The organism is uncultured Devosia sp., from assembly GCF_964244875.1.
Taxonomy (GTDB): Bacteria; Pseudomonadota; Alphaproteobacteria; order Rhizobiales; family Devosiaceae; genus Devosia.
Map to the genome: position 1 here is coordinate 52,811 of NZ_CAXTKA010000016.1, position 26,452 is coordinate 79,262.

At 63.5% G+C, this 26,452-nt stretch carries 25 protein-coding genes; 16 read left to right on the plus strand and 9 right to left on the minus strand.

Going from position 1 to position 26,452, the window contains the following annotated elements; genetic code table 11:
* Positions 1-384: 384 nt before the first annotated feature.
* The 5 genes from sseA to ACFE8X_RS16130 form a co-directional block, all read right to left on the minus strand.
* Positions 385-1,218: a 3-mercaptopyruvate sulfurtransferase gene (gene sseA / locus ACFE8X_RS16110; protein WP_375452514.1), complete on the minus strand. Its 834-nt coding sequence runs from the start codon at positions 1,216-1,218 to the stop codon at positions 385-387.
* Between the two features lie 61 nt (positions 1,219-1,279).
* Positions 1,280-2,341 carry an ABC transporter ATP-binding protein gene (locus tag ACFE8X_RS16115; protein WP_375452515.1) on the minus strand — a complete coding sequence of 354 codons (1,062 nt, stop codon included), beginning with the start codon at positions 2,339-2,341 and terminating at the stop codon, positions 1,280-1,282.
* Between the two features lie 9 nt (positions 2,342-2,350).
* Positions 2,351-3,160: an ABC transporter permease gene (locus tag ACFE8X_RS16120; RefSeq protein WP_375452516.1), complete on the minus strand. Its 810-nt coding sequence runs from the start codon at positions 3,158-3,160 to the stop codon at positions 2,351-2,353.
* On the minus strand, positions 3,157-4,077 hold the full coding sequence (locus ACFE8X_RS16125; protein ID WP_375452517.1) for an ABC transporter permease: 921 nt from the start codon (positions 4,075-4,077) through the stop codon (positions 3,157-3,159). Before ACFE8X_RS16125 ends, ACFE8X_RS16120 begins: the two co-directional genes overlap by 4 nt.
* Positions 4,078-4,186: 109 nt before the next feature.
* Positions 4,187-5,284, minus strand: a complete 1,098-nt coding sequence (locus ACFE8X_RS16130) for an ABC transporter substrate-binding protein (protein ID WP_375452540.1) — start codon at positions 5,282-5,284, stop codon at positions 4,187-4,189.
* Positions 5,285-5,806: 522 nt separating this feature from the next.
* Between ACFE8X_RS16130 and ACFE8X_RS16135 the strand changes: the two genes are divergently transcribed.
* The 4 genes from ACFE8X_RS16135 to ACFE8X_RS16150 all read left to right on the plus strand — a co-directional run bounded on the left by ACFE8X_RS16135 (position 5,807) and on the right by ACFE8X_RS16150 (position 10,896).
* Positions 5,807-7,069, plus strand: coding sequence for an imelysin family protein (locus ACFE8X_RS16135; protein WP_375452518.1), 1,263 nt, complete (start codon positions 5,807-5,809; stop codon positions 7,067-7,069).
* A gap of 154 nt (positions 7,070-7,223) precedes the next feature.
* Positions 7,224-8,732 (plus strand): di-heme oxidoredictase family protein, encoded by a 1,509-nt coding sequence (locus ACFE8X_RS16140; protein WP_375452519.1) that lies wholly within the window; start codon positions 7,224-7,226, stop codon positions 8,730-8,732.
* On the plus strand, positions 8,732-9,802 hold the full coding sequence (locus tag ACFE8X_RS16145) for an imelysin family protein (RefSeq protein WP_375452520.1): 1,071 nt from the start codon (positions 8,732-8,734) through the stop codon (positions 9,800-9,802). The genes ACFE8X_RS16140 and ACFE8X_RS16145 overlap by 1 nt, the downstream gene beginning before the upstream one ends.
* A gap of 2 nt (positions 9,803-9,804) precedes the next feature.
* The gene (locus tag ACFE8X_RS16150) at positions 9,805-10,896 is read left to right on the plus strand and encodes a DUF1513 domain-containing protein (protein ID WP_375452521.1); all 1,092 of its coding nucleotides are present in this window, start codon (positions 9,805-9,807) and stop codon (positions 10,894-10,896) included.
* Positions 10,897-10,901: 5 nt separating this feature from the next.
* Here the strand turns inward: ACFE8X_RS16150 and ACFE8X_RS16155 are convergent, their stop codons facing one another.
* Positions 10,902-11,921: a substrate-binding domain-containing protein gene (locus ACFE8X_RS16155; protein WP_375452522.1), complete on the minus strand. Its 1,020-nt coding sequence runs from the start codon at positions 11,919-11,921 to the stop codon at positions 10,902-10,904.
* A 491-nt stretch (positions 11,922-12,412) separates the two neighbouring features.
* On the opposite strand from ACFE8X_RS16155, the gene ACFE8X_RS16160 reads away from it, so the two are divergent.
* The 6 genes from ACFE8X_RS16160 to ACFE8X_RS16185 all read left to right on the plus strand — a co-directional run bounded on the left by ACFE8X_RS16160 (position 12,413) and on the right by ACFE8X_RS16185 (position 18,788).
* Positions 12,413-13,678, plus strand: coding sequence for an ABC transporter substrate-binding protein (locus ACFE8X_RS16160; protein WP_375452523.1), 1,266 nt, complete (start codon positions 12,413-12,415; stop codon positions 13,676-13,678).
* 90 nt (positions 13,679-13,768) lie between these two features.
* Entirely contained in the window at positions 13,769-14,749 is a 981-nt protein-coding gene (locus tag ACFE8X_RS16165; RefSeq protein ID WP_375452524.1) for a carbohydrate ABC transporter permease, read from the plus strand.
* Positions 14,749-15,594, plus strand: coding sequence for a carbohydrate ABC transporter permease (locus tag ACFE8X_RS16170; RefSeq protein WP_375452525.1), 846 nt, complete (start codon positions 14,749-14,751; stop codon positions 15,592-15,594). The genes ACFE8X_RS16165 and ACFE8X_RS16170 overlap by 1 nt, the downstream gene beginning before the upstream one ends.
* Before the next feature lie 11 nt (positions 15,595-15,605).
* Positions 15,606-16,610, plus strand: a complete 1,005-nt coding sequence (locus tag ACFE8X_RS16175; RefSeq protein WP_375452526.1) for an ABC transporter ATP-binding protein — start codon at positions 15,606-15,608, stop codon at positions 16,608-16,610.
* A 154-nt stretch (positions 16,611-16,764) separates the two neighbouring features.
* A complete protein-coding gene (locus ACFE8X_RS16180; RefSeq protein ID WP_375452527.1) occupies positions 16,765-17,547 on the plus strand; it encodes a ThuA domain-containing protein in 783 nt (260 codons plus the stop codon).
* Between the two features lie 194 nt (positions 17,548-17,741).
* Positions 17,742-18,788 carry a Gfo/Idh/MocA family protein gene (locus tag ACFE8X_RS16185; RefSeq protein ID WP_375452528.1) on the plus strand — a complete coding sequence of 349 codons (1,047 nt, stop codon included), beginning with the start codon at positions 17,742-17,744 and terminating at the stop codon, positions 18,786-18,788.
* A gap of 188 nt (positions 18,789-18,976) precedes the next feature.
* Here the strand turns inward: ACFE8X_RS16185 and ACFE8X_RS16190 are convergent, their stop codons facing one another.
* On the minus strand, positions 18,977-20,581 hold the full coding sequence (locus tag ACFE8X_RS16190; protein ID WP_375452529.1) for a bifunctional metallophosphatase/5'-nucleotidase: 1,605 nt from the start codon (positions 20,579-20,581) through the stop codon (positions 18,977-18,979).
* A 273-nt stretch (positions 20,582-20,854) separates the two neighbouring features.
* Between ACFE8X_RS16190 and ACFE8X_RS16195 the strand changes: the two genes are divergently transcribed.
* Both ACFE8X_RS16195 and ACFE8X_RS16200 read left to right on the plus strand, forming a co-directional pair.
* Positions 20,855-21,337: a GtrA family protein gene (locus tag ACFE8X_RS16195; protein ID WP_375452530.1), complete on the plus strand. Its 483-nt coding sequence runs from the start codon at positions 20,855-20,857 to the stop codon at positions 21,335-21,337.
* Between the two features lie 64 nt (positions 21,338-21,401).
* A complete protein-coding gene (locus tag ACFE8X_RS16200; protein ID WP_375452531.1) occupies positions 21,402-22,049 on the plus strand; it encodes a ThuA domain-containing protein in 648 nt (215 codons plus the stop codon).
* A gap of 102 nt (positions 22,050-22,151) precedes the next feature.
* Here the strand turns inward: ACFE8X_RS16200 and ACFE8X_RS16205 are convergent, their stop codons facing one another.
* A complete protein-coding gene (locus ACFE8X_RS16205) occupies positions 22,152-22,790 on the minus strand; it encodes a DUF1109 domain-containing protein (RefSeq protein ID WP_375452532.1) in 639 nt (212 codons plus the stop codon).
* Positions 22,787-23,338 (minus strand): sigma-70 family RNA polymerase sigma factor, encoded by a 552-nt coding sequence (locus tag ACFE8X_RS16210; RefSeq protein WP_375452533.1) that lies wholly within the window; start codon positions 23,336-23,338, stop codon positions 22,787-22,789. The genes ACFE8X_RS16205 and ACFE8X_RS16210 overlap by 4 nt, the downstream gene beginning before the upstream one ends.
* A 167-nt stretch (positions 23,339-23,505) precedes the next feature.
* On the opposite strand from ACFE8X_RS16210, the gene ACFE8X_RS16215 reads away from it, so the two are divergent.
* The 4 genes from ACFE8X_RS16215 (at position 23,506) to ACFE8X_RS16230 (ending at position 26,259) form a co-directional block, all read left to right on the plus strand.
* Positions 23,506-23,802 carry a hypothetical protein gene (locus ACFE8X_RS16215; protein WP_375452534.1) on the plus strand — a complete coding sequence of 99 codons (297 nt, stop codon included), beginning with the start codon at positions 23,506-23,508 and terminating at the stop codon, positions 23,800-23,802.
* Positions 23,803-23,894: 92 nt separating this feature from the next.
* Positions 23,895-24,743: a cytochrome b/b6 domain-containing protein gene (locus ACFE8X_RS16220; RefSeq protein WP_375452535.1), complete on the plus strand. Its 849-nt coding sequence runs from the start codon at positions 23,895-23,897 to the stop codon at positions 24,741-24,743.
* Complete coding sequence (locus ACFE8X_RS16225; RefSeq protein WP_375452536.1) at positions 24,740-25,531, plus strand: molybdopterin-dependent oxidoreductase; 792 nt, start codon at positions 24,740-24,742, stop codon at positions 25,529-25,531. The genes ACFE8X_RS16220 and ACFE8X_RS16225 overlap by 4 nt, the downstream gene beginning before the upstream one ends.
* Positions 25,532-25,638: 107 nt before the next feature.
* Positions 25,639-26,259, plus strand: coding sequence for a hypothetical protein (locus ACFE8X_RS16230; RefSeq protein WP_375452537.1), 621 nt, complete (start codon positions 25,639-25,641; stop codon positions 26,257-26,259).
* Positions 26,260-26,452 lie beyond the last annotated feature (193 nt).

A 26,452-nucleotide genomic window follows, 5' to 3' on the forward strand; every position in this document is an offset into this window, starting at 1 on the left:
ATCGGGATTGATTTGCCGCCGCGATCGCAAAATCGCGGCGGTTTGGTTTCAGGGTGGCGGCGTGCGGGTTGATAGATGCCGTGGCGCATTGCGCAGGTCGTCCTCCACTCCCTCTCAGGGGAGAGGTAGGGCTACCGAATATAGCCAAGACTCTTGCCAAAATGCCCCAGTCAACGCCTCCCCCTTGCAGGGGTAGGATCAAGGTGGGGTCTGCTGGCCCTAATATTTGGGGCGCTCGTACCCCCACCCAACCTCCCCCTGGAAGGGGGAGGAGCCGTCCTGGGCGCTGGCCAGATCAGGTTAAAGCCATTTACGATAGCCTTGGGAGAAGAGCGAGGGGCAAAAGTGAGGACCCATCAGTCATCATGCGTTACGCCGCTGCCGTCAAACCTCGACCTCCGCATCCCTGCGCCCGCCCCACTCCGCCCATGACCCGTCATAGACCGCAACCTGCCTGGCGCCTGCCAGCTCCAGTGCCAGCGCCAGGCTCGACGCGGTTATGCCCGAGCCGCAGCTGGTAATGATGGGCTTGTCGAGATCGAGGTCCTGCTCGGCAAACAGCGCCTTGAGCTCCCCCACCGGCCGCATCTTGCCATCCACGGTCAGCGCGCCGACCGGCACATTGACACTGCCGGGAATATGACCGCCGCGCAGGCCAGCGCGAGGTTCGGGCACTTCGCCCCTGAACCGTGGCGCTGCACGCGCGTCGGCGATCTGGGCTGCATGATCGCGGCTACGGGCCTGCACTGTGTGGAAGTTGGCGACATTGGCCGGGTTGAAGCTGGCGCGGAAGGTGCGCGGTGCGCGGGTCACCGGGCCGCTCTGGATGGCGCGGCGTTCCGCCCGCCATTGCGGCCCGCCGCCTTCGAGCAGGCGAACGTCTTTCGCCCCCATGGTCCGCAGCGTCCAGCGGACGCGCGGCGCCGAGAACAGGCCGGCCTCATCGTAGATGACGATGGTCATGTCCTCCGCCAGACCCAGAGCGCCGGCCATGCGGGCAAAGTCGTTTGGGGCAGGCAGCATATGGGGCAGGTCGGTGCTGGTATCGGCAATGGCGTCGATATCGAAAAACACCGCGCCCGGAATATGGCCGGCAAGGTATTCGGCCTGTGCATCGCGGTTGGCCGCCGGCATGTGCCAGGAGCCGTCGAGGATAACCAGATTGGCATCGCTCAGGTGCCGGGACAGCCAGTCAGTGGTGACGAAAGGAGTTTCCACGGCGCTTTGCTCCTGGGTACGGAGACGGTGGTAACGCCCTCATTGCCTACCTCGCAAGCGGCTAATGCTGGAGCGCCAGCAAATCCTTGCCCGCAAGGCTTATGGTCACCGGCTCGCCGCGGGTGGGCGGGGCGGTGCGCTGGTCGTTGAAGGTGTCGAGGCTGACGACATTCTTGCCCAGGCTGACGCGCAGCCGGATCACCGAGCCCAGGAAGGTCACATCGGATATGGTGCCGGCGAGGGTGATGTCGTTGCCGTCGCGCGGCCCCACCGAGAGTACCTCGGGCCGCAGCGTCAGCATGCTGCTGGAGCCGACTGCCGTATTGGCGGGCAGGTTGGGCACGATGATGGGCTGGCCGTCGATCGACACGGTTTTGGTGGTCGGATCGACGACGGTGCCCTCGATATTGTTCAACTGGCCGACGAAGGAGGCGACGAAACGGGTGGCGGGTTTGTTGTAGATGTCGTGCGGGCGGCCGAGCTGGTCGATATTGCCGGCATTCATCACCACGACGCGGTCGGAAATGGAGAGGGCCTCTTCCTGGTCGTGGGTGACGAAGACGGTGGTAATGCCGAGGTCGAGCTGAATGGCGCGGATTTCTTCGCGCAGGGAGACGCGGATCTTGGCGTCCAGCGCCGAGAGCGGCTCATCGAGCAGCAGGACCTGCGGCTTGGGGGCGAGGGCGCGGGCCAGAGCGACGCGCTGCTGCTGGCCGCCCGAGAGCTGGTAGGGATAGCGGTCGGCCAGATGCGGCAGGCCGATGAGCTTGAGCATTTCGGCGACGCGGCTTTCGATTTCGGGCTTGGGCACGCCGGCCACCTTGAGCCCGAAGGCCACATTGCCAAACACATCGAGGTTGGGAAACAGCGCATAGGCCTGGAACACCATGCCGATCTTGCGCTTGTTGGGCGGCAGATTGGTGACGTCGGCTCCATCGATGGTGATCGTGCCCGACGAGGGTGTCTCGAAGCCGGCGATCATGCGCAGGACCGTGGTCTTGCCGCAGCCCGACGGCCCCAGGAACGAGATGAACTCGCCGCGTTCCACCGCCAGGTTGAAACCCTTGACCACGGCATTGCTGCCAAAATTCTTGTTGACCGAACGAACGTTGAGAAAGCTCATGGGAGGTTCCTAGCGGGCAGGTCGGAAACGGGGAAGGATGCGCTGTCCCGGACGACGCGTCGCGAAAAATTGCATGAAGGCCATCAACAGCCAGGTGAGGCCGAAGCTGAGGATGGCGAGGGCCGCAGGCTCGTAGGCGCGATCCTGGCCAAGCTGCACCATGTAGGGACCAAAGGCCGGGCGGTTGAGCAGGCTGGCCAGCACGAACTCGCCCAGACAGATCGAAAAGGTCAGGAAGGCGCCCGAGACGATGGCGGAGCGCACATTGGGGAAGATCACCTGGGTGACGATGCGCAGGCGCGAGGCGCCGAGGCTTTCGGCCGCTTCGGTGAGGGTGGCGATATCGACTGTGGCCATGCCGTTGTCGACGGCGCGGAACATGTAGGGCAGTGACAGCACCACATAGCCCAGCACCAGCAGGATATTGGTGCCCAGATCGCTGCCGGTCAGCGGCAGGATGGAATTGGTGCCGAACAGGCGCAAATGCCCGAAGACCAGCACGACGGGCGGGATGATGAGCGGCATCAGCGAAACAAATTCGACGATGGGGCGGAGCTTGGGCAGCTTGAGGCGAACCCAGTAGGCGGTCGGCACCACGAGAACCGAGCCGATGATGACGGCGGCAAACGAGGTGATGGCCGAAAAGGTCAGTGTGTTGAGAAAGACCGGGCTCGAAAACACCGACGCATAGGCATCCAAGGACGTTTCGCCCCGGCGCATCTGCAGGGAGAACTGGAATGCGGCATAGAGCGGGACGAGGAAATACGCGGCGCTGGCGATGACGATGAGTGTCGAGACGTAGGGGAACTGCCGCTTCATTTCTGCCACCGCTCGGCGCGCGCCCGCAGCATCAGGTACAAAATGTTCGATACCGCCATGATGACGACCATGCCGAAGGCGAGGGCATAGCCCAGGTTGGGATTGTAGAGCACATTGCCGCGGATCTGCTGGAACAGCACGATCGGCACGACCGAGAAGTTGGAGCCGGTAAGGGCGATGACGGTGGCCAGCGTGCCGAAGGCATTGGCGAACAGCAGCAGGAAGCAGCCGAGCACGGAGGGCGCCAGGATCGGCACGCCCACCATGCGCCAGTATTGCATGCGGCTGGCGCCCAGGATTTCAGCAGCCTCGCGCCATTCGGTCTTGAGGCCTTCGAGCGCCGGCGTGATGACCAGCAGCATCAGCGGCAGCTGGAAGTAAAGATAGGTCAGCGCCAGGCCCCAGAAGGAAAACAGCGTGAAGCCGCCCGAGTAGATGTTGATGCCGAACACATCGCGCAGGATGATGGTCACGAGCCCGAGCCGGCCCAGGGTGGCGATGAAGGCGAAGGCCAGCGGCACACCGGCAAAATTGGCGGCTACGCCCGAAAACGTGGTGAACGCGTGCCGCATCCAGGTGGGCATGCCGCCCAGGATCACCGCATAGGCCAGGGCCAGTCCGAAGACGGTGCCGATCGCGGCCGAGGCCAGGCTGAGGCGGATGGACAGCCAGTATGAGTTGGCAAGGGTGGGCGATGCCAGATCGAGGATATTCTGGAGGGTAAAGCTGCCTTCGGGCGTCTGGAACGCGCCGATGAAGATGTAGAAGATCGGCAGGATCATGAACAGCGCGGTGAAGGCGAAATAGGGCACCGCACCAAGCCAGTTCCAGTCGATCCTGGCAACAGCGGTCTGATTGGGGACCGGCTTGGATGCGCGGCGCGCCAAGGGTTCGGCATTTTCGGCGATCACGGTCATGGTCGGCCCGCCAGATTGAGGAAATGATCAGATCCGTCGGGCTGCCGGAAACCAGGTCCCGGCAGCCCAAAGTCGGTTGCGAGCGACTGCAAGCAGCCGGTCGAGGCGCTTATTGCACTTCCATCTCGGTTGCCCAGTTGGCGGCCACGGCTTCCTTGGCAGAGCCCTGCTCGTCAAGGCTCGGGAATACGGCCTTGGCATAGTTCTCGGCCGGCGGCAGCGCGTCAAGCAGATCCTGCGGAACCACGCCGCGGGTCGCCATGTCGTTGAAGCGGATGGGGTGGCAATAGCCCTTGAGCCAGCCGAGCTGACCTTCGTCGCTGTAGAGATATTCCATCCACAGCTTGGCAGCGTTCGGATGAGGCGCGAAGGCGGAAATGGCCTGAACGTAGACGCCGGCCACGACCGAGTCGCTGGGGACGATAACTTCGACAGGTGGGTTGCCGGCCAGCTGGTCGCGCATGGCAAGCAGGTTGTAGTCCCAGTCGAAATAAAGGGGCGTCGTGCCCTGGGCCAGGTTCTGGGCCGAGCCGTTGACCGGTACGAGATTGCCGCTGCCCTTGAGGTCCTTGAAGAAGGCGATGCCCGCGTTAAGCGCATCGGCGCCGCCGGCAGCGCCGTTGGCGAGACCCGCTGCGTAAACGGTCATCATGGTCGAGTTGCCGGTACGCGGATCGCCGGGGATGGCGACGGCGTTGGCAAACTTGGGGTCCTTGAGATCGGCAAAGCTGGTGGGCAGTTCGGTCACGATATCGGTGTTCACACCGATGGCGAGCACGCCGTAATAGTCGCCGTACCAGTAGCCTTCAGCATCCTTGGCATCTGCGGGGATCGAGTCCCAGGTCGAAACCTTGTAGGGCATCAGCAGCTCTTCGGCCTTGGCCGAGGGACCAAAGGAGAGACCGACGTCGATCACGTCGGGGGCTTGCGGGCCGGTATTGCCCTTGTTGGCCTTGATGGCTTCGATTTCGTCGCCCGAGCCGGCATTGGGGTTGAGCTCGTTGACGGTGATGCCGGGATACTTGGCCTTGAAGCCTTCGATGACGGCGCCATAGCCGCACCAGTTGTGGGGCAGGGCGATGGTGGTGAGCTGGCCTTCGCCCTTGGCGGCTTCGTAGAGCGCGGTGAGATCGGCCTGGGCGAACGCAGGCGCGCTCACCGAAACAATGGCCAGCATCGATACCGATGCGGCAAGTGCCTTCTTCATGATCATGTTCAGTCTCCCTGACTTTGTTGTTTGCCCAAGCCTGGTCTGCGCTGGATGGTCCAGGCAGGCTCGAAGCGCCTTAGTCGTGTCGAAAGCCCAGCGTTTGAGATGCCCCCGTGGCGCTGGCCACGCGCCCCTGCCCGAGGCTGGGCAATGGCTAATTTCCGGTTGAGTAATCAGGCTTGGTGACAGTTGAATGACGGCCTGCGCCTACCCGCAAAGGCCGGTCCAGCGGGCGATAGGGCCCGCACCGGTCGGCCCGGTCGCGTATCATTATGGTGTATCGGCATTCCCCCAGTAACAATTGTGACAGTGCCGTCTGCAAGGCTTTCGTCCAGATGGGCAAAAACGAGGGTTACAACGTTGCAGCGTCGCCGGACCCAGACGAGCAGCGCCAATTTAGACTGCTTCTAAACTACTGGCAGGGCGGTTGATTTCCTAACTTGATCTTGATAGTCCAGTTTACGACATCGCCTCCACACCGGCGGAAGCGTGCAAAAATTTATGCCTCGGAGACTTTCCATGTTGCTGACCGCTCGTCCTGCGCTGCGTCGTTTTGTTCTGGCGCTAACCGTGTCGGTCGCCCCGGTCGCGGCCTTGGCGCAGGCGCCGAGCGATGCCGACGTGCTTGCCAATTATGCCGATATCGCCTTGGCGGGATATGAGGACTCCCTGAGCACCGCCAAGGCGCTCGATACCGCCATCGATGCGCTGATCGCCACGCCCGGCGATGCGACGCTTGCGGCTGCCCGCGATGCCTGGAAGGCGGCGCGCGTGCCCTACCAGCAGACCGAGGCGTTCCGCTTCGGCAATCCCATCGTCGACGAATGGGAGGGCAAGGTGAATGCCTGGCCGCTGGACGAGGGGCTGATCGATTATGTCGATGCCAGCTACGGCACCGAAAGCGACAGCAATGCGCTCTATGTCGCCAATATCATCGCCAATCCCAAGATCACCGTGGATGGCAAAGAGATCGACGCCACCGAGATCACGCCGGCGCTGTTGGCCGATAGCCTGCAGGAAGCGGCGGGCGTGGAATCCAATGTGGCGACCGGCTACCACGCGATCGAGTTCCTGCTGTGGGGCCAGGATTTGCACGGCACCGGCCCGGGTGCAGGCAAACGGCCGGCGACCGATTATTCGACCGCCGAGCACGCGGATCGCCGCGCGGCCTATCTCAAGGCCGCCTCGAGCCTGTTGATCAGCGACCTCGAAGCGATGGTCGGCGAGTGGACCGATGACGGCGCTGCGCGCGCTGCGTTGCCCGATCTCGGGATTTCGGCGATCCTGACCGGCATGGGCTCGCTGTCGTTCGGCGAAGTGGCGGGCGAGCGGATGAAGCTGGGCCTCTTGCTGCACGATCCCGAAGAAGAGCATGACTGCTTTTCCGACAATACGGTCAATTCCCATCTCTATGACGCGGTCGGCATTCGCAATGTGTATCTGGGGACGTATGAGCGGATCGATGGCAGCGTGGTGGAAGGCCCATCCATAGCCGACGTGATCGCGGCCAGGGATGCGGCGCTCGACGGCGAGATTTCCGGCCTGCTCGACGCCAGCGTCGCACGCATGACCGAGATGGTGGCGCGCTCGGACGCCGGCGAGGCCTATGACCAGCAGATCGGCGAGGGCAATATGCAAGGCAATGGCGTGGTTCAGGCCGCGATCGATGCGCTGATCGCCCAGACGCGGGGCATCGAGCGTGCCGTGGCACTGCTGCAACTGGCGGACGTGACCATCGAAGGCAGCGACAGCCTGTCCAACCCCGATGCGGTGTTCGAGTAATTGGCGCTGGGCAGTCGCTGCCGCCCCGATCAACCTGCAGGCACGTTAATACCGCGTCATTCCCGCGCAGGCAGGAACCCACTGTTGCCGCGCCTGCAGGAAACAGCCGAAAGAATATCTTTCCCGCCTGCGGGAATGATGCCCTGGATTTGACATGCAGTTTCGCCTGACCCTTGCCCTGATCGCGACGCTGGCCGGCGGGCTGGCCTTTGCGCAGGACAAGGCTGTCCGCGCCGATCTGACGCCGCAGGATCTGGCCCGGGTCATCCGCGTCACCGCGCCGACCGCCGATTTTTACAAGCCCGAAGCTTCGGAAAATCTGCAAGCCGGCAAGGGCACGACAAAAAAAGCGGTCACTGCCGACGCGTTTTCCCATTTCATGGCCAATCTGAGCTTCGAGCAGGAAGAAACCTTCAAGCTCGGCAATGCACTGTTCCGCAAGATCTGGGTCTCCTCGCCATCCTCGACCCAGGCGTCGGACGGGTTGGGGCCGCTGTTTAACGCGCGCGGTTGCCAGAGCTGCCATCTCAAGGACGGCCGCGGCCATCCGCCGACCGCTGGTGGCGATGGCGTCTCGATGTTTTTGCGCCTGTCGGTGCCGCCCGGCGCGGACGACAAGCGCCTCGCCATGGACGGGGTGATCGCGGGCGAGGTCGGCGATCCCACCTATGGCACGCAGTTGCAGGATTTCGCCGTGCCAGGCCTCAAGGCCGAGGGCCGCATGGTCATCGACTACGCGGATGCCCCGGTCACGCTGGGCGACGGCAGCGTGGTGACGCTGCGGGCGCCGCACTACTCGGTGGCGGACCTTGCCTATGGGGCGCTGGCCAAGGATGTCATGATGTCGCCGCGCGTGGCGTCGCCGATGATCGGGCTGGGGCTGGTCGAGCAGATCGCGGCCGAGGATATCCTGGCCCATGCCGATCCCCGGGACCTGGACGGCGACGGCATTTCGGGCAAGCCCAACTGGACCGTCGATCCCGCCAGTCGCTCGGTCATGCTGGGCCGGTTCGGCTGGAAGGCGGGCATGCCCACCATTCGGGCGCAGTCGGCGGCGGCGTTTGCCGGCGACATCGGCATTTCGACCCCACTCGATGATCTGCCGCATGGCGACTGCACGACGCTGCAACCGGCGTGCCTGGCGCTGCCGACCGGCGCGCAGGCGCGGCTGGGCGCCTCCGAAGCGCCCGATCCGGTGCTTGACCTCGTGACCTTTTACGCCCAGACGCTGGGCGTTCCCGAACGCCGCGATGTCGGCGACCCTGCCGTGCTGCGCGGCAAGCAGGCGTTCTACGACAGCGGCTGCGCGTCCTGCCACGTGCCCAAATTCGTGACCAGCCGCGAGGCGCCCGAGCCCATCCACCAGTTCCAGTTGATCTGGCCCTATTCGGATTTCCTGCTGCACGACATGGGCGATGGGTTGGCCGACAATCGGCCCGAAGGGCAGGCGAATGGCCATGAGTGGCGGACGCCGCCGCTTTGGGGTATCGGGCTGACGCAAACCGTTTCCGGCCATACCCAATTGCTGCATGATGGCCGGGCCCGCAACCTGACCGAGGCGGTCCTCTGGCATGGCGGGGAGGCGCAGGGGGCGCGCGATACTTTTGCCGCCTTGCCGCAGGCTACCCGCGATGATCTCATTGCCTTTCTGGAGTCGCTGTGATGCGGTTGGTGCTGGCCTTGATCTTGGCGCTGGCGTCCGGGCCGGCCATGGCGCAAATGGTGACAACGCCCAGCGAGGTCATGCGAGGCGCGGTCAACAATTTCATCCGACCGGCCATGGACGATTTCCAGATGCGCACCGGCGCGCTGGACCAGGCGATGGCCGGGCTCTGCAGGCAGCCAGCAGCCGAAACGCTGGCCGCGGCCCATGCCGCATTCGCGCAGGCGGCGCAGAGCTTCGGGCGGATCGAAGCCGTGCGCATCGGGCCGATCATGGAGGAGAACCGCGCCGAGCGGATCTTGTTCTGGCCCGACCGCAAGGGCATTGCCCTCAAGCAGGTGCAGGCCATCCTCGCCAGTGCGGATGCGAGCGCGACCGACGCCGCTTCGCTCAAGGGCAAGAGCGTGGCGGTGCAGGGGCTGACCGCGCTGGAATTCGTGCTCTATGGCACGGGCTTTGAAACGCTGAAAGAAACCGACGGGAGTTTCCGCTGCCGCTACGGGGCGGCCGTCGCGCAAAATCTTGGCGACATCGCCGGTGAGTTGGTCGCCTTGTGGGCGGACGAGACCGGCATCGCCTTGCACCTGATGCGGCCCAGTGCCCAATTCGTCGACTACCGTACGCCCGTCGAGGCGCAGGAGGAACTGGTCGGCATCCTGTCGCATGGCGTCGAGGCGGTGCGCGACACCCGGCTCAACCCGTTTCTCGCCAAGGGCGACGCGGCGGCTAAGCCCCGGCTGGCACTGTTCTGGCGCTCCGGGCTGACCGTGCCGATGCTCGCCGCCAATATCGATGGGCTGCGGGCGCTGTTCGTCTTGTCGGGCATCGCGGGCGGCGTCTCCGGTGACGCGGCGGCGCTGCCCATGGCCATCGAAGCGCAGTTCGACGTGGCTGATGCGGCGCTGGCGCAGGTGACCGCGCCGGTCGAGGCGGCGGTGGCCGATCCGGCGCAGGCACAGGCCCTGGCCGATATCGTCGTCGCAACCCAGCAGCTGGGCACGCTGATCGGCGAGCAGCTCTCGACGGCGCTGGGGCTCAGCGTCGGATTTTCCTCGCTCGACGGAGATTGAGCATGTGGCAACGACGGGCATTCCTCAAAGCGGCCGGCGCCGGCTTTGCGGCAAGCCTCCTGCCGAACCAGATCATCGCGCTGGAGCGTAACGAATTGGTGTTCGCCTCCTCGATCCAGACCAGCGCGGGCGGCTATGGCGCCGTGCTGCTGGGTGAGCGCGGCGATGTGATCAGCACGATCCAATTGCCCGACCGGGGCCACGATATCACCGTCAGCCCGCAAGCGGGCCGGGGCGTGGTGTTCGCGCGCCAGCCGGGCACCTTTGCGGTGGTGTTTGATCCCGCCGGCCAGCACGCCCCCGTCACGCTGACCAGCCCCGAGGGCCGGCACTTTTACGGCCATGGCGTGTTCTCGCCCGATGGCAAGTTGCTCTACGCCACCGAAAGCGATTTCGAGGCCGCCCAGGGCGTGATCGGGGTTTACGACGCCACCGGCGATTACCGGCGGATCGGCGAATTTCCCACCTATGGCACCGGCCCGCATGAAATGCTGCTGCTGCCGGACGGGGTCACCTTCGTCGTCGCCAATGGCGGTATCGAAACGCATCCCGACTACGGGCGGACCGAGCTCAATCTCGAGACCATGGACCCATCGGTGGCGTTCATCGACCGACGCGACGGGCGGTTGGTGGGCCAGTTGCGGCTTGAAGCAGGGCTGCACCAGCTCTCGATCCGCCACATGGCGATCGATGCGCGCGGGCGCGTCTGGTTCGGCTGCCAGTTCCGCGGCAGCCCCAACGAAAACCCGCAACTGGTGGGCTATGCGACGCTCGACGGCGAAATCCGCCTGGTCGAGCTGCCGGGTGACACGCTTTTGGACCTGCGCAACTATGTCGGCTCGGTTGCCGCCTCTGCCGATGGCGCCACCATTGCGGTGTCCTCGCCCGAAGGCGATCTGTTGGTGGCGATCGACGCCGAAGGCCAGCGCCCGGTAGTAATCCAGGCCCTGCGCAATGGCTGTGGCCTGGCGCCTGACCGCACCGGCTTCGTTGCCAGCAGTGGCGAGGGCGAGCTGATCGGCATCGCCGGCTCCGGCGAAGCCCGCAAGCAGTTCGATTTCATGTTCGACAACCACATGCAGCGCGTGGCTTAGGCGACCTACCCCTCTCGTGCCGGCCCCGAGCTTTGGCGCAGCACCAGTTCGACGGGCCAGAGTTCGTGCAGGTCGGCGGCGGGCTTGCCGGAGAGGAGTTGGAGCAGCAGTTCGGCGATGCGTCCGCCCGCCTGACGGATGGAGGAGCGGGTCGTGGACATGGTGGGATACATGTTGTCGGCATTGAGATAGGGGAAAACGTCGTCATGGGCGATCATCGAGACGTCCTGGCCCAGCGTCAGCCCGGCTTGGCGGATGGCGCGGAAAACGCCCAGCGCGGTCATCATCGAGCCGGCCAGAAAGGCCGTGGGCCGGGGGCGCAACTCGAGCATGGCTTGGGCCAGGCGGAACGCCAGTTCGTCGGTAAAGATCGAATTGGCCATCAGGGCGCGGTCGAACGGCACGCCGCGGGCCGATAGTGCGGCCAGATAGCCGATCTCGCGATGTTCGGAAAAGGTGCGCCCCTTGATGCCGTTGAGCAGGGCGATGCGGCGATGGCCCAGGTCGAGCAGGTGCGAGGTGGCCCGCTCGACGCCGCCGGTATTGTCGATGTCGAGCCAGGCGACCGGCCCGCCCACATTGGTGCGTCCATGCAGCACGAAGGGGATTTTCAGGTCCGTCAGAAGGTCGGCGCGCTCATCGTTGAACTTTGGCGAATGCAGGATGATGGCATCGACCTTCTGGCTGGCGGCAGCGCGGCGATAGGCGGCCATCTCGTCCTGGTGGCTGTCCACGGTGGTGACCAGGATATCGATTTCGTCCTTGACCAGCCGCCCGCCGACGCCAGCCAGGAACTCGCTCATATGGGGGCCCAATTCGTCGGCGCCGCGCAGCACCAGGCCGATGGCGCCGGCGCGTCCCGTGGCCAGCCGCAGGGCGCTGGCATTGGGGCGATAACCCAGCCGATCGGCGGTTTCGGCCACGCGCAGGCGCGTCGTCTCATTGACCTCGGGATAGCCGTTGAGCGCGCGGCTGACCGTGGTTTGCGACAGGCCCAGATGTTGTGCGAGATCTTTCAATCGCATCGAAAATTGGCCCCGGCGATGATCGGACGCTCACCCCGGGTCAAGCAGTGCCCGGGCAAACGGCCGTCGAAAGCGCTTTCGGGGCACGCGTCCGCCTTGAACGGCAGTGTCGCGCATCTCCTCCTTCGGGCATTCAAAGCGATTTCAAATTTTTGCGCAAGTCGGGAAATACAGGCCGCGCAAGCGAGGTACGTTCCTCAAAGCAAAGCTGGAGCACTCCGCTGTCATTAACAGTTCGCTTTTGCTAAATAGCTGACAAATATCAATAAAATCCTTCCATGTTAAATTCTCACGAGAATCTGCGCTGCCGCCGCTTGACAGAAATTCGGCGCTCTGGTTGTTTTCTGTCCAAAGCGCTTTGGAAACTTGAGTGGATCAGTCACCGGTTCGAAGCGTCTTTTGGGGGAGGAATTGCGGATCAGCCGGCGCCCATGTGCGTATGGCGGGTTTGGCGCTCTCCCAACCTATTGGGTTCATTCGGGAGGATTTCTATGAAAATCAATACCTTGCTTGTTGGCTTGCTCTCCAGCGTCACGCTGGTGGCGGGTGTCGCGCAGGCGGCCGAGTTATCGATCGTCTCTGGCGATACCGGCAATGGCCTGGCGTTCTTGCAGTCGCAGCTCGACAAGTTTGAGGCCGATACGGGCAATACCGTCACCATCGTGCCGATGCCCTCGTCCACCAGCGACCAGTTCGGCCAGTACAAGCTCTGGCTTGCCGCCGGCAATGCCGACATCGACGTGTACCAGACCGACGTGATCTGGGCGCCGCAATTGGCGGATCAGTTCCTTGACCTGACCGATGCCGCCAAGGACGTGGTGGGCGATCATTTCCCTTCCATCATCGAGTCGCAGACGGTAGACGGCAAGCTCGTCGCCATCCCGGCCTTCACCGACGCACCGGCCCTGTTCTACCGCAAGGATCTGCTGGAAAAGTACAGCAAGGAAGTGCCCAAGACCTGGGCCGAGCTCAAGGCTACCGCCACCGAGATCATGGAGGGCGAACGCGCCACCAATCCGGACATGTACGGCTTCGTGTTCCAGGGCAATGCCTATGAAGGGCTGACCTGCGACGCCTTGGAATGGGTCAAGTCCTATGGCGGCGGCCAGATCGTTGAGGCAGATGGCACCATCTCGATCAACAATCCGCAGGCCGTCGCGGCGATCACCGAAGCGGCCAGCTGGATCGGCACCATCGCGCCCGAGGGCAACCTGGCCTATCAGGAAGAGGAAAGCCGCGGCGTCTGGCAGCTCGGCAATTCCGTGTTCATGCGCAACTGGCCTTATGCTTATGCCCTGGGCAATGGCGACGACTCGGCGATCAAGGGCAAGTTCGACGTGGCGCCGCTGCCCGCCGGCGAAGGCGAGGGCGCGGCTTCCGCGGCGACCCTGGGCGGCTGGAACTATGCCGTTTCCAAGTATTCGCAGGCTCCCGAGGAAGCGATCAAGCTGGCGCTCTATCTGAGCTCGGGCGAAGTGCAGAAGGAGCGGGCGATCAACCAGTCCAACCTGCCCACGATCGAATCGCTCTATGACGATGCCGATATCGCCGCGGCCCAGCCGATCATCCCGAGCTGGAAGGAAATCTTCCAGAACGCGGTGCCGCGCCCGTCCGCGCCCACCAAGACCAGCTACAACGAAGTCTCGGCCAAGTTCTGGAGCGCGGTGCATGACACGCTGTCGGGCCAGGGCACTGCCGAGGAAAACCTCGAAGTGCTCGAAGCCGACCTGACCGATCTCAAGGGCGACGGCTGGTAAGCCTCAGCCACGCGTGACTGCAAGGCGGGCGGCAGAGCCTTCCCCGCTGCCCGCCTTGCGCAATGATCAGATCACAATGGAGCGGTAATAATGGCGACGGATACCTTGGCGGCGCCGGTCAGTCTGCCGGGCAAGCGGATCAAGTCGGAACTGATGCAGCAGCGCGTGCGTGCTGCGCGCTGGTTCCTCGTGCCCATGCTGATCGCCCTGGGTGTCGTTGCCGGCTGGCCCCTGTTGCGCTCGATCTATTTTTCCTTCACCGACGCCTCGCTGATCGACCTTTACGGCGCAAAATGGATCGGTTTTGACAATTACCTGCGCTGGACCACGCTGGGCAGCGGACGCACCATCTATCGCGGCCTTTTGGTCGATGCGGATTGGTGGAATGCGGTGTGGAACACGGTGCGGTTCGCGTTCTGGTCGGTGCTGTGGGAAACCGTGCTCGGCATGGTCGTGGCGCTGGTGCTCAATGCCGAATTCAAGGGGCGCGGCATCGTGCGCGCCGCCATCCTGATCCCCTGGGCCATCCCGACCATCGTTTCGGCGAAAATGTGGAGCTGGATGCTGAACGACCAGTTCGGCATTCTCAACGATCTGGGCATGCGGCTGGGGCTGCTCAGCCAGAAAGTCGCCTGGACCGCGAGCGCGGACACGGCCATGACGGCGGTGCTGATCGTGGACATCTGGAAGACGACGCCGTTCATGGCCCTGCTGATCCTGGCCGGCCTGCAGATGATCCCCAAGGACATCTACGAGGCTGCCGAGATCGACGGCGTGCATCCGGTCAAGCAGTTCTTCCGCATCACCCTGCCGCTGGTGCGACCGGCGCTGATGGTCGCGATCATCTTCCGTGTGCTCGATGCGCTGCGCATCTTCGATCTGATCTACGTTTTGACCCCCAACAGCGCTGCCACCAAGACCATGAGCGTGCTGGCCCGGGAGAACCTGTTCGACTTCGACAACTTCGCCTATGGCTCGGCGCAATCGACCCTGCTGTTCCTGATCATCGCCTTGTTCACCATTGCCTATATCTGGCTGGGCAAGGTTAATTTCGACGGGGGAGACCGCTGATGGGTGCCACGATCAACCTGTGGGGCGTTACCAAGACCGTGCTGTTCTACGCCTTGGTCACCGTGATCGTCGTCGTGTCGGTGTTTCCGTTCTACTACGCCATCCTGACCAGCTTCAAATCGGGCACCGACATCTTCCGGGTCACCTATTGGCCAGTGTCGTTCAGCTGGGCCAACTATCTGCAGGTGCTGAACCAGGGCAGTTTTCCCCGTAACCTGCTCAATTCGCTGTTCGTGGCGACGGTTACGGTGGTTCTGGCGCTGTTCCTGGCGGTTACGGCAGCGTTCGCGCTCAGCCGCGTGCGGTTCCGCGGTCGCAGCTTCCTGCTGATGGTGATCCTGGCCGTCTCGATGTTTCCCCAGATCGCCGTGCTGGCGGGGCTGTTCGAGGTGATCCGGGCGCTCGGCATCTATAATACGCCATGGGCGCTGATCTTTTCGTACACCATCTTCACGCTGCCATTCACAGTATGGGTATTGACCACGTTCATGCGCGACCTGCCGATCGAGATCGAGGAAGCCGCGATCGTGGATGGCGCCACGCCCTGGGTGATCATCACGCGGGTTTTCCTGCCGCTGATGTGGCCGGCGCTGGTGACGACGGGCCTGCTGGCCTTTATCGGGGCCTGGAACGAGTTCCTGTTCGCGCTGACCTTTACCTCGTCGAACCTGACCAGGACCGTGCCGGTCGCCATCGCGCTGTTGTCGGGCGGGTCGCAGTATGAAACGCCCTGGGGCATCATCATGGCGGCATCGGTCATCGTCACCGTGCCCCTGGTGGTTCTGGTGCTGATCTTCCAGCGCAAAATTGTTTCCGGCCTCACCGCCGGCGGCGTCAAGGGTTAGGGAAACAGACCATGGCAAACATTCAACTGCGTAACGTTCGCAAGGCTTTTGGCGCCGTCGAGGTGATCAAGGGGATCGATCTCGATATCCGCTCGGGCGAATTCATGGTGTTCGTGGGCCCCTCGGGCTGCGGCAAGTCCACCCTTCTGCGCCTCGTGGCGGGTCTTGAGGACATTACCTCGGGCGAGCTGGCGTTCGACGGCAAGGTGGTCAATGGCCTGGCGCCCTCCAAGCGGGGCATCGCCATGGTGTTCCAGAGCTATGCGCTCTACCCGCACATGACCGTGTTCGACAACATGGCCTTCGGCTTGACGCTGGAAAAGAGCGGCAAGGAGGAAATCCGCAAGCGGGTCGAGAACGCTGCCGACCTGCTGCAGATCACGCCATACCTGGAACGCCTGCCCAAGCAGCTTTCGGGCGGGCAGCGCCAGCGCGTCGCCATCGGCCGCGCCATCGTGCGCGATCCCAAGGTGTTCCTCTTTGACGAGCCGCTATCCAATCTCGATGCCGCCTTGCGCGTTGCGACCCGCATCGAGATCGCCAAGCTGCATGAAAACATGCACAACGTCACCATGATCTACGTGACGCATGACCAGGTCGAGGCGATGACGCTGGCCGACCGCATCTGCGTCTTGCGCGACGGGCTGGTCGAGCAGGTGGGCACGCCGATGGAGCTCTATGAAAAGCCCGACTCGCTGTTTGTCGCGGGCTTTATCGGCAGCCCGAAGATGAACTTCATTGCCGGTGCGAAGGCCGAGCCGTTCAAGGCTCATACAGTGGGCATCCGCGGCGAGCATCTGCTGATCACGCCGGGCGAGGGGGTGTGGAACGGCACGGTGATCCATACCGAAAACCTGGGGGCGGACAGCTATGTCTACCTCGAAATGGGCACCGAGGAGCCGGTGGTCGTGCGGCTGGACGGCATTAACAGCTGCAAGAGCGGCGACATCGTGCACATTTCCCCCATGGACGACAAGATTCACCGGTTCGACAAGGCGGGCAAGCCGATCCGCTAGATCGGGCTGCCGGCCTGATCCAAACGAATGCGCTGGCGCCGGCTATTGCGTTTGGCGCCATAGTCTTGACGGGTTGCGCCGTCAGCTTGTCCATATCGGCGGTGACGCTTGTAGCCCTGCAGGTGCGCCGAATTCAATTCCATAGGAGACTGCAATGGCGATCCGAACCCTGGTGTGGGGCGAAAACGTCCACGAGCAAAAGAACAAGGTCGTTGCCGACATTTATCCCGAGGGGATGCATACTCAGATCGCCAAGCTCCTGTCCAAGGACAGCAATATCGTGGCCAGGACCGCGACCTTGCAGGAGCCCGAGCATGGCTGCAGCGTCGAGGCTCTGGCCAATACCGATGTGCTGGTGTGGTGGGGTCATGCGGCCCATGGCCAGGTTGCCGACGATATCGTCGAGCGCGTCGCCGAGCGCGTCTGGCAGGGCATGGGCCTGATCGTGCTGCATTCGGGCCATTTCTCCAAGATTTTCAAGCGCGTCATGGGTTCGCCCTGCGCTCTGCACTGGCGCGAGGCCGGTGAGCGCGAGCGGCTTTGGGTGGTCAATCCCGGCCATCCGATCGCCAGAGGCCTGCCGGCCTATTTCGAGCTCGAGAACGAGGAAATGTATGGCGAGCCCTTCTCGGTGCCCGAGCCGCTGGAAACCGTGTTCGTATCCTGGTTCCAGGGCGGCGAAGTGTTCCGCAGCGGGCTGACCTATCGGCGCGGGGCCGGCAATGTGTTCTATTTCCGTCCCGGCCACGAAACCTATCCGACCTATCACGACGATAGGGTCGGGCTGGTGCTGCGCAATGCGGTGAACTGGGCCTACAATCCCGAAAGCCACCCGGAGCTCCTCGACGCCCCCAATACGCCGGTTGACGAAGCCATCGAAAAAATCGAAGAGCGCGGCCCCAAGCTGCATCACGGTCGCGAAGAAGGTTTCCGCTAGGAGCGGTGAATTTGCCGGGGTGGATGATCATCCGCCCCGGCCTCTAACAGTCCACAGCGTCATTCCCGCGCAAGCGGCAACCCATCCTGGCGATCTGGACCAATCCTCTGAGACTGGATTGCCGACTGCGCGGGAATGACGTCGAACGTAACAACAGCATTTTTGATCGTTATCGATCGCACGGGAAAAACACTATGCGGATCCTCATCCTGGGAACCGGCGGCATGGCCAACCAGCATGCCAAACATTTCGCCGCCATCGAGGGGGTGACGCTGGCGGGTGGCGTCGATGTCGATCCGGCGCGGGTCGAGGCGTTTTGCACCACCCATTCGATCGAGCGGGGCTTCGGCTCGCTCGATGCGGCGCTGGCCTGGGGCGAGTTCGATGCCGTGGCCAATGTGACGCCCGACAGCGTACACCACGCCACCACCATGGCGGCGCTGCAGGGCGGCAAGCACGTATTCTGCGAGAAGCCGCTGGCCACCGATCACCAGAAGGCCATGGAGATGACCGAGACGGCCGAGCGGCTGGGCTTGGTCAACATGGTGAACCTGACCTATCGCAACGTGGCGCAACTGCAGAAGGCCCGCGAGATCGTCGCTTCGGGGCAGGTCGGCACGGTCAAGCATTTCGAGGCCAGCTACCTGCAAAGCTGGCTGGTCAGCAAGGCCTGGGGCGATTGGCGGACCGAGTCGCAATGGCTGTGGCGCCTGTCCAAGAGCCACGGCTCCAATGGCGTGCTTGGCGATATCGGCGTGCACATCCTCGATTTTGCCGCCTATGGCGCCTGCAGCGACTATGCCAAGGTGTTTTGCCGGCTTGAAACCTTCGACAAGGCCGAGAACAACCGCATCGGGGAATATCACCTGGACGCCAATGACAGCTTCGCCATGACGGCGCAGATGGACAATGGCGCGCTCGGCGTCATCCATGCCACGCGTTGGGCGACCGGGCATTTCAACGAATTGCGGCTGCGCATCTATGGCGAACTGGGTTCGGTCGAGGTGCAGCACCGGCACGACTGGAGCAAGCTCTTCACCTGCCTCGGTCCCGATATCGAAACCGGCACCTGGACCGAAACGGCCTGCGATCCCGTACCCACCAACTACATGCGCTTTGCCGAGGCCGTGCGCAGCGGCGTCAATCTGGAACCCTCATTCCGGCACGCCACCAATATCCAGAAAGTATTGGACCTGGCGACGGTGACCGACCGCGATCATACCGAGCACAGGATAGCTTAGCCTGCGCCTGATCTCCAACAACCGCGGCGTCAGTCCCGCGCCAGCGAGAACCCAATCTTGCGATCGCGCGACACCCATCAGACGAACGGTTTTCCGCCTATGCGGGAATGACGCGGTGGTGCGAGGCATTGGATTTCTAACAAAAGGGCGCCCAGCGGGCGCCCTTCTTCGTTCAACTAATCCTTCGATCACTTGATTTCGGTAATCCGCCCATCGGTATAGGGGGTATATTCGCCGCCCTGCTTGGCGATGTAGTCGGCCACGACCTGTTCCAGCGGGGGGCCGAAGTCATAGGCGTTCTCGCCCTCGGCAAAGCTGCCGAAGCCGTCGCCACCGGCGCGGACATAGTTGTTGGTGACCACGGTATAGGTGGCGTCCTCGTCGATGGGGCCGAAGCTGTCACCGGTCTTGACCATGACCTGGCTGACGCGGCTGCCGGCGGGCTTGGACAGGTCGAACGCATATTTCAGTCCCGCGACCTGGGCGAAACGGCCGGCGCCGTTTTCCACGTCGCTGACGCCGTTTTCCAGCGCTTCGATCACGTCGGCGCCCGAGACCTGCACGGTGGCCAGCGTGTTGGAGAAGGGCAGCACGGTGATGACTTCGCCCATGGTGATGTCGCCCGCCTCGATCGAGGCCCGCACGCCGCCGCCATTCTGGAAGGCAATGGTCGCCCCCTGGTCGGCGGCACGGTCGAGAATGGCGTCGGCCAATAGATTGCCCATCTGGCATTCCTGCGCGCGGCAGGTGTCGCGACCGCCATCGATCGCCGCCGTCGTGGTGCCGATGACGACGCCCATGGCCTCCTTGATCGGGCCGGCCAGGGCGGTCAGCTGGGAGGCGAAATCACTGTCGCCCTTGACCGACGCGTCGATCAGGAAGGGTTCGCCCTCCGCCTTGGTAACCACCCCGTTGTCGTCCCAGGTGATGGCGATATCGCCCAGATATTTGCCATATTGGTTGGCCTGCACCACCGGCACTTCGACGCCATCGGGATTGGCGACCATGGTGGGGTAGGGGCCGGCCGCGCCTTCGGCGGTGTTGGACAACAGGGTATGGGAATGCCCGCCCACGATCACGTCGACCAGGGGTAGGGCGGCCGCGACCTGCTGGTCGACGGTGTAGCCGATATGGCTGAGCAGGATGATCTTGTCGACACCGGCCGCATCGAGCGCTTCGGAGGCGCCGCGCACATATTGGATCACGTCGGTGAATTCGACATCGGCACCCGGCGAGGAGATTTCGGGCGTGTCCTCGGTGGTGGCGCCGATGATGCCGATCTTTTCGCCGCCGATCTCGACGACGAACGAGCCCTTGATCTTGCCGCGCAGTTCCTCGGAGCGGCTGACGTCGAAATTGCCGCCGATGATGGGGAATTCGGCCGCTTCGATGAACTTGAGGAATTCGGCCGGGCCATCGTCGAATTCATGGTTGCCGGTGGCGACCACGTCGAAGCCCATCTGGTTGAAGAAGTCCGAGACGACCTTGGATTTATAGGTAGTGTAGTAGAGCGAGCCCTGGAAATTGTCGCCGGCCGAGATCAGGATGGAGTTGGCATCCTTGAATTGGGCGCGCTTGGCGTCGATTTCGGTCTTGAGCCGGGCGATGCCGCCAAAGCATTCGCCCGCCGCGTCGGTTTCGGCGTCGCAATCGCTGTCGGTCGCGGTGATCGGGTCGAAGCGCGAATGAAAATCGTTGATGTGCAGGATATTCAACGTGAAATCGGCATAGGCCGTGCCGGAAAAGCCGGCGCACAAGGTCAGCGCCGTGGCGCCGAGAAGTAATGTTTTCATCCCTGTCATCCTTTGGTTTTATGGCGGGCGGCCTGATCAATCCAGCAGGTGCAAACTTAAGACGCCGCCCGCGACGAGGCGTGAGTTAACCAGCAATTGGTGACAGGGGAAAGTGCGCGGGACGGCCAGGGGCAAGGCTGTGGAAACTCGGCAGCTTCAGTTTTTCTCAACCATGGGGAGAAAAATCGCCGCGCCGTCATGCAACCGTAAGCGGACTGCAATGCGCGATGCCTAAGCATGGCCGGTGTCGATCGCCGCCACCGGAACCCCGCCATGAGCGCAGCCTTGTTGTCCATGATGCCCAATGCCGCACCCGCCAGGGCGCCCTCGATGCTGGGCCAGTTGGCCGCGTTCCTCGTCATCGGCGCGGCGGGTGCCGTTGGCTTCGTGGCGCTCTCCAGCACCGTTACCCAGATCACCGGCGCGCAGGGCTGGGTGCCCAATGCGCTATGCTACGCGGTGCTGGTCGGGCCGGTCTATCTGGCGCATCGGCGGTTTTCGTTTCAATCCAGCCTGCCCCATGAACAGGCCCTGCCGCGCTATATCGGCGTGCAGTTGGTGGCGCTGGGGCTGGTGACACTGTTTTCGTTCATCATCTACAGTATTTTCGCGCTCCCGGCGGTCGCTGCGGCGATGCTGGTGATCGCTTTGACCGCGGGGGTCAACTTCATGGTGCTGCGGGGCTGGGCTTTTGCCAAGGCCGCGCCGCTCGCCCTGCCGCGCCCATTGCGGCTCCGCGCCGGCACCCACGAATAGGCTTCGGGTTTCAATCACACCGCTTTGCGATAAACTCCCGCCCGTTGATTTGCGGGGATTGAGCATGCGCAGTGCATTGATTGTTTATGGCGGCTGGGCCGGGCACGAGCCGGACGAATGCGCGGCGATCTATCGCCGCTGGCTGCACGAAGACGGGTTTTCCGTGCGCATGGCGACCGAAACCTCGGCCTTTGCCGATCCCTCGATCCACGATCTGTCGCTGATCATTCCGATCTTTTCGATGGGCACGATCGCGCAGGATGAGGTGGATAACCTGACGCGTGCCGTCCAGAACGGGGTGGGTCTCGCCGGCCATCACGGCGGCATGACCGGCACGTTCCGCGACGCGGTGGATTATCATTTCATGGTGGGCGGGCAGTGGGTGCAGCACCCGGGCAATATCATCGACTACACCGTCGAGGTCAGCAAGCCGGACGATCCGATCATGGCCGGCATCAAGTCGTTCCCCTACCGCTCCGAGCAGTATTACATGCATGTGGACCCCTCCAACGAGGTGCTGGCCACTACCACCTTCAGTGGCGCACACGCGTCCTGGATCGAGGGCGTGGTCATGCCCGTCGTGTGGAAACGCCGGCATGGGCAGGGACGAGTGTTTCACTCGACCCTGGGCCACCAGGCCCGCGAATTCGAGGTTCCCGAAATGGCCACCATCATCCGCCGCGGCCTGAACTGGGCAGCGCGGGGGGAATAGGGCACGAGCTTGCCGTGGCTGCCGACACCTCCCCCTTCCAGGGGGAGGATCAAGGTGGGGGTTTCCCGACCCCGATATCTGGGCTCCCACACTCCCCATCCCCTACCACCGCAACAACAACCGCCCCAGCACCGCGCCCAATCCCCCAACAACCGCAATGCCCAGCGTGTAGAACAGCGCAACGAACATCATGCCATTCTCGGTGCAGGCAAAGGAATAGACACAGGCGCCGGTGCCCCCCGCCATGATGCCGGCGGCAAAGCCCGCAAGCATCGGGTTGGCCGGCGCCAAGCGACGCAAGACGTAAACCGCGGCGAACAGCACCGGCATGGATAAAACGACGATCCGCGACGGGCCGGCCAGCGCGGTGCTGCCCATGATCAGCGGCATGACCTCGCCGGGTTCGGCGCTGGCGAGCTGGATGGCAGCGCCAACCACCAGCAAGGCGACGAGCCCGAGCGCTGCCAGCCAGGGCCAGCGCGTGCGCCCATCGGGGCGAGCCAGGACGAGCGTCGCAATCCCGCCCAGAATGGCAAGCGCCAGCGTATAGATGAACTTGCCCCAAAACATCATCGTGGCCGCCGCCGTCTCCATGTCGGGGCGCATGCCCAGCCACATCCACATGGCGGCCACGGCGACGATGCCGCTGACAAAAACCGCTGCGAGCAGCAAGCGCTGCATCGCGGTGCTGGCCACCGGCCTGAGATCGGCGGACAGATCGGCAATCAGTTCGTCGGTCATCGTGGCCCTCCCGCAAAGCGCATGGCCAGGGCCTTGAGCCCGCGGTGAATGGATACCTTGGCCGCCGTTTCGGTCATGCCATGGACGGCGGCCGCTTCGGCCACCGAGGCACCGTCGACCCTGGTGCGGCGGATGAGATCGCCGGTGCGCGCCGGCACCGTGTCCAGCACGATAGCGAGATCGCGCCGGGCCAGCGCATCGGCGCCCTCGTCATGGGCGAAAATGGGCGCGTCGTCTTCCAGTGGCACCGTCAGCCTGATCGATTGGCGGCGCACATGGTCGACGAATTTGTGATGGGCCACCGCATGCAGCCAGGCGGTGAAGGGGCGCTTGCGGTCATAGGTCATGCGGCGGGTATGGACGGCCAGCAGGGTCTCCTGCACGAGATCCTCCGCATGCGAGGCGAAGGCCGGCGTCAACCGCCGGGTGAAGTAAGGGCGCAGATGGCGGCCGAGATCGGCCAGCAACGCGCGATAGGCCACCGCATCGCCGTCGAGCGAAGCAAGCATCAGGCCGCGCAGGCGCGTTTCGGTTGGATCGGTCTGCATTGCCCATCCATACGCTCGGGTACTGCTCAAGGTTACACGCAGGCGCCAGACCGCGCCATGCCGATCTGGTCATCACGAGATCGTGACGGCGTAACGCCCGCGTCAACCTCGGCGAATGGCAGGGCACGAACCGCGCCAAGGGCGTGGTCGAACCTTCGGAGACAGCCATGACCGTGACCTTGCGCCGCCTTTGCCTTGCCAGCCTTGCCGCTTTCACCCTTGCCGCCGCGCCTGGCTTTGCCGAGGACGCGATGGCGCCCGCCGTGCTGGCGCCGATCAGCGATGCGGATTTTGCGCTCTGCAACCAGCAGGCCGGGGCCATCACCTTTCCCGCCGCCATGCAGGCTGCGCTCGCCGGTTGCCATGGCCTGCACGAAGGCATGGACGTGATGGGCGCCATCGACTCGCTGGGCATGGAGGGCGACGCGATGGCGCCTGCCGATGCGATGGCGCCGACACCTTGATAACATTTGGGTGATAGCAACCGGCTGCGTCGCGCTGTAGCGTTCCTGCTGGAACGACGGCGCGGGCAGCCGAACTGCCCGAGGGGAAGAGTATGAGCGAACATATGGCAGAGCCGGCCAGCAAGGGCCCGCTGATCTATCGCCAATCGATCTGGACGCGCGTCACCCATTGGCTCTGGGTGATCTGCATGTTTTTCCTGCTGCTGAGCGGGCTGCAAATCTTCAATGCTCATCCCTCGCTTTATATCGGTCAACAATCGGGGTTCGAGTTCGACAATGCGATATTGTCGATGTCGGCGGTCAACACCGACGCCGGGCCGCGCGGACGGACCAAGGTTTTCGGCCATGAATTCGATACTACGGGCGTGTTCGGCATGAGCGGGCCGCAGGCGCGGCCGCAATTTCAGGGCTTTCCCGGCGCCGTAACCATCCCCTCGTTTCGCGATCTGGGAACCGGGCGGGTCGTGCACTTCTTTTTTGGCTGGCTGTTCGTCCTAACTATGTTCGTTTGGTTCCTTGCCAGCTTCCTCAATCGCCATATCTGGCGCGACATCATCGTCAAGCCCAGGGACGTTGCCGGATTGCCCCGGGATATCGTCGATCACGCGACCTTGCGGTTTCACCATGGCCGCAGCTATTCGCCGCTGCAGAAAATTGCCTATTTCGGGGTGTTTTTCATCCTGTTTCCGCTCATTGTGGCCACCGGGCTGACCATGTCCCCCGGCATGGATGCTGCCTTTCCCTGGCTGCTTGACCTGTTCGGCGGACGGCAGACGGCGCGCACCATTCATTTCATCACCATGGCGCTGCTGGTGGGGTTCTTCATCATCCACATCATCATGGTGGTGATCGCCAACCCGTTCAACGAACTGCGCTCGATGATCACCGGCTGGTATCGCGCCAGTCCGGGCACTCCAATCAATGACGGTGACAAGCCATGAGCGGGATTCAACTCAGCCGGCGCGGCCTGCTCGGCCTTGGCGCCACGGCCGCCTCCTCACTGATCCTGGCCGGGTGCGACCAATTCGATTTTGCGGCCTCGCGCGACGGGCAGGCGCGCAAGATCCTCGAGCAGGCCAATGTGCTGACCTACCAGGTGCAGCGGCGCCTGGTCGGGGCGCAGACGCTGGCGCGCGAATATTCGGCCAGCGAAATCCGCCAGGGCCAGCGCCCCAATGGTTCGACCGATCCGACCACGCCGGAATATCTGGCGCTCAAGGCCAGTAATTTCGCCGACTACCGGCTCACGGTCAAAGGCATGGTGGAGCAGGAGGTCAGCTTTTCGCTGGACGAATTGCGCAACATGCCCACCCGCTCCCAGATCACCCGTCACGATTGCGTCGAGGGCTGGAGCTGCATCGCCAAATGGACCGGCACGCCTCTGGGGCCGATCCTCGACATGGCCAAGGTCAAGCCGCAGGCGCGGTTCGCGGTCTATCATTGCTACGACAATATCCAGAAGACCCTGTCGGGGGATATCATCTATTATACGTCGTCCGACCTGATCGATGCCTATCATCCGCAATCGATCTTGAGCTATGGCCTCAACGATGCAGTATTGCCCGTCCAGAACGGCGCGCCGGTGCGCCTGCGCATCGAGCGGGCCTTGGGCTACAAGCAACCCAAATACCTGCACACGATTGAGCTGGTCGACAGCCTTGCCCCCTTCGGCAAGGGCAAGGGCGGCTATTGGGAAGATACCGGCTATGACTGGTATGGCGGGATTTAGCGGGCGGCGCCCGGTTCCATCACCAATTGTTTTTTCCGCGCGTTCCCCCGCAGGGCTAGAGTTGTGCCGCGGGGCATGAGCCCGCGCAGTCGAACTCAGGTGACATCATGGAATTGGCGAAATTTTCCCGGGCGGTGGCCGTCGTGGCACTGGCAAGCACGGCAGTCCTGTCGGTGACCCTTGCGGTACAGGCCGCCGAAAGCGTGCGGCTGCGCGGCACGATCACGACGTTCGAGGGCAGTACCCTCACCATCAAGACGCGCGAGGGCGAGGACAAGACCATTGTGCTGCCCGAGGGTTGGAAGGTGTCGAGCGTCGCGGAAGCCTCCGCCGACGACATCAAGACCGGTGACTTTGTCGGCATTGCCTCGCTGCCCAACGAGGATGGCAGCGACGGCGCGCTGGAAGTGCTGATCTTTCCGGCAGCGATGAAGAATGCCGGCGCCAGCTTCGCCTGGGATTTGCAGCCGGGCAGCACCATGACCAACGCCACGGTCGCCGATGCCGTGACTTCGGTGGATGGCCGCACGGTCAAGGTCGCCTATGAGGGCGGCGAAAAGACCATCGACATCCCCGAAGCTACCCCGATCGTCACCTTCGCCCCCGCAACGACCGCCGATCTGATCGCCGGTGCCACCGTCTTCGTGCCCGCCGAACTGGCCGATGACGGGACGATCTCAGCGCAAACCGTCGTCGTCGGCACGAAAGGCGTCGTTCCCCCGATGTGATCCCGTCAATCCTGCCACCCCCACCTATCCTCCCCCTGGCAGGGGGAGGAGCCGCCCGGTGGGTGGAACTGGGATCGAGACCCTGACCAAGTGCTTGAAGCCGATCCCCCCCACGAGTGGCGCGACCTCCTCCGCCTGCCAGGGGGAGGTTGGGTGGGGGTAGGGGAGCCCCCGATCCCTCCCCTCTATCCCC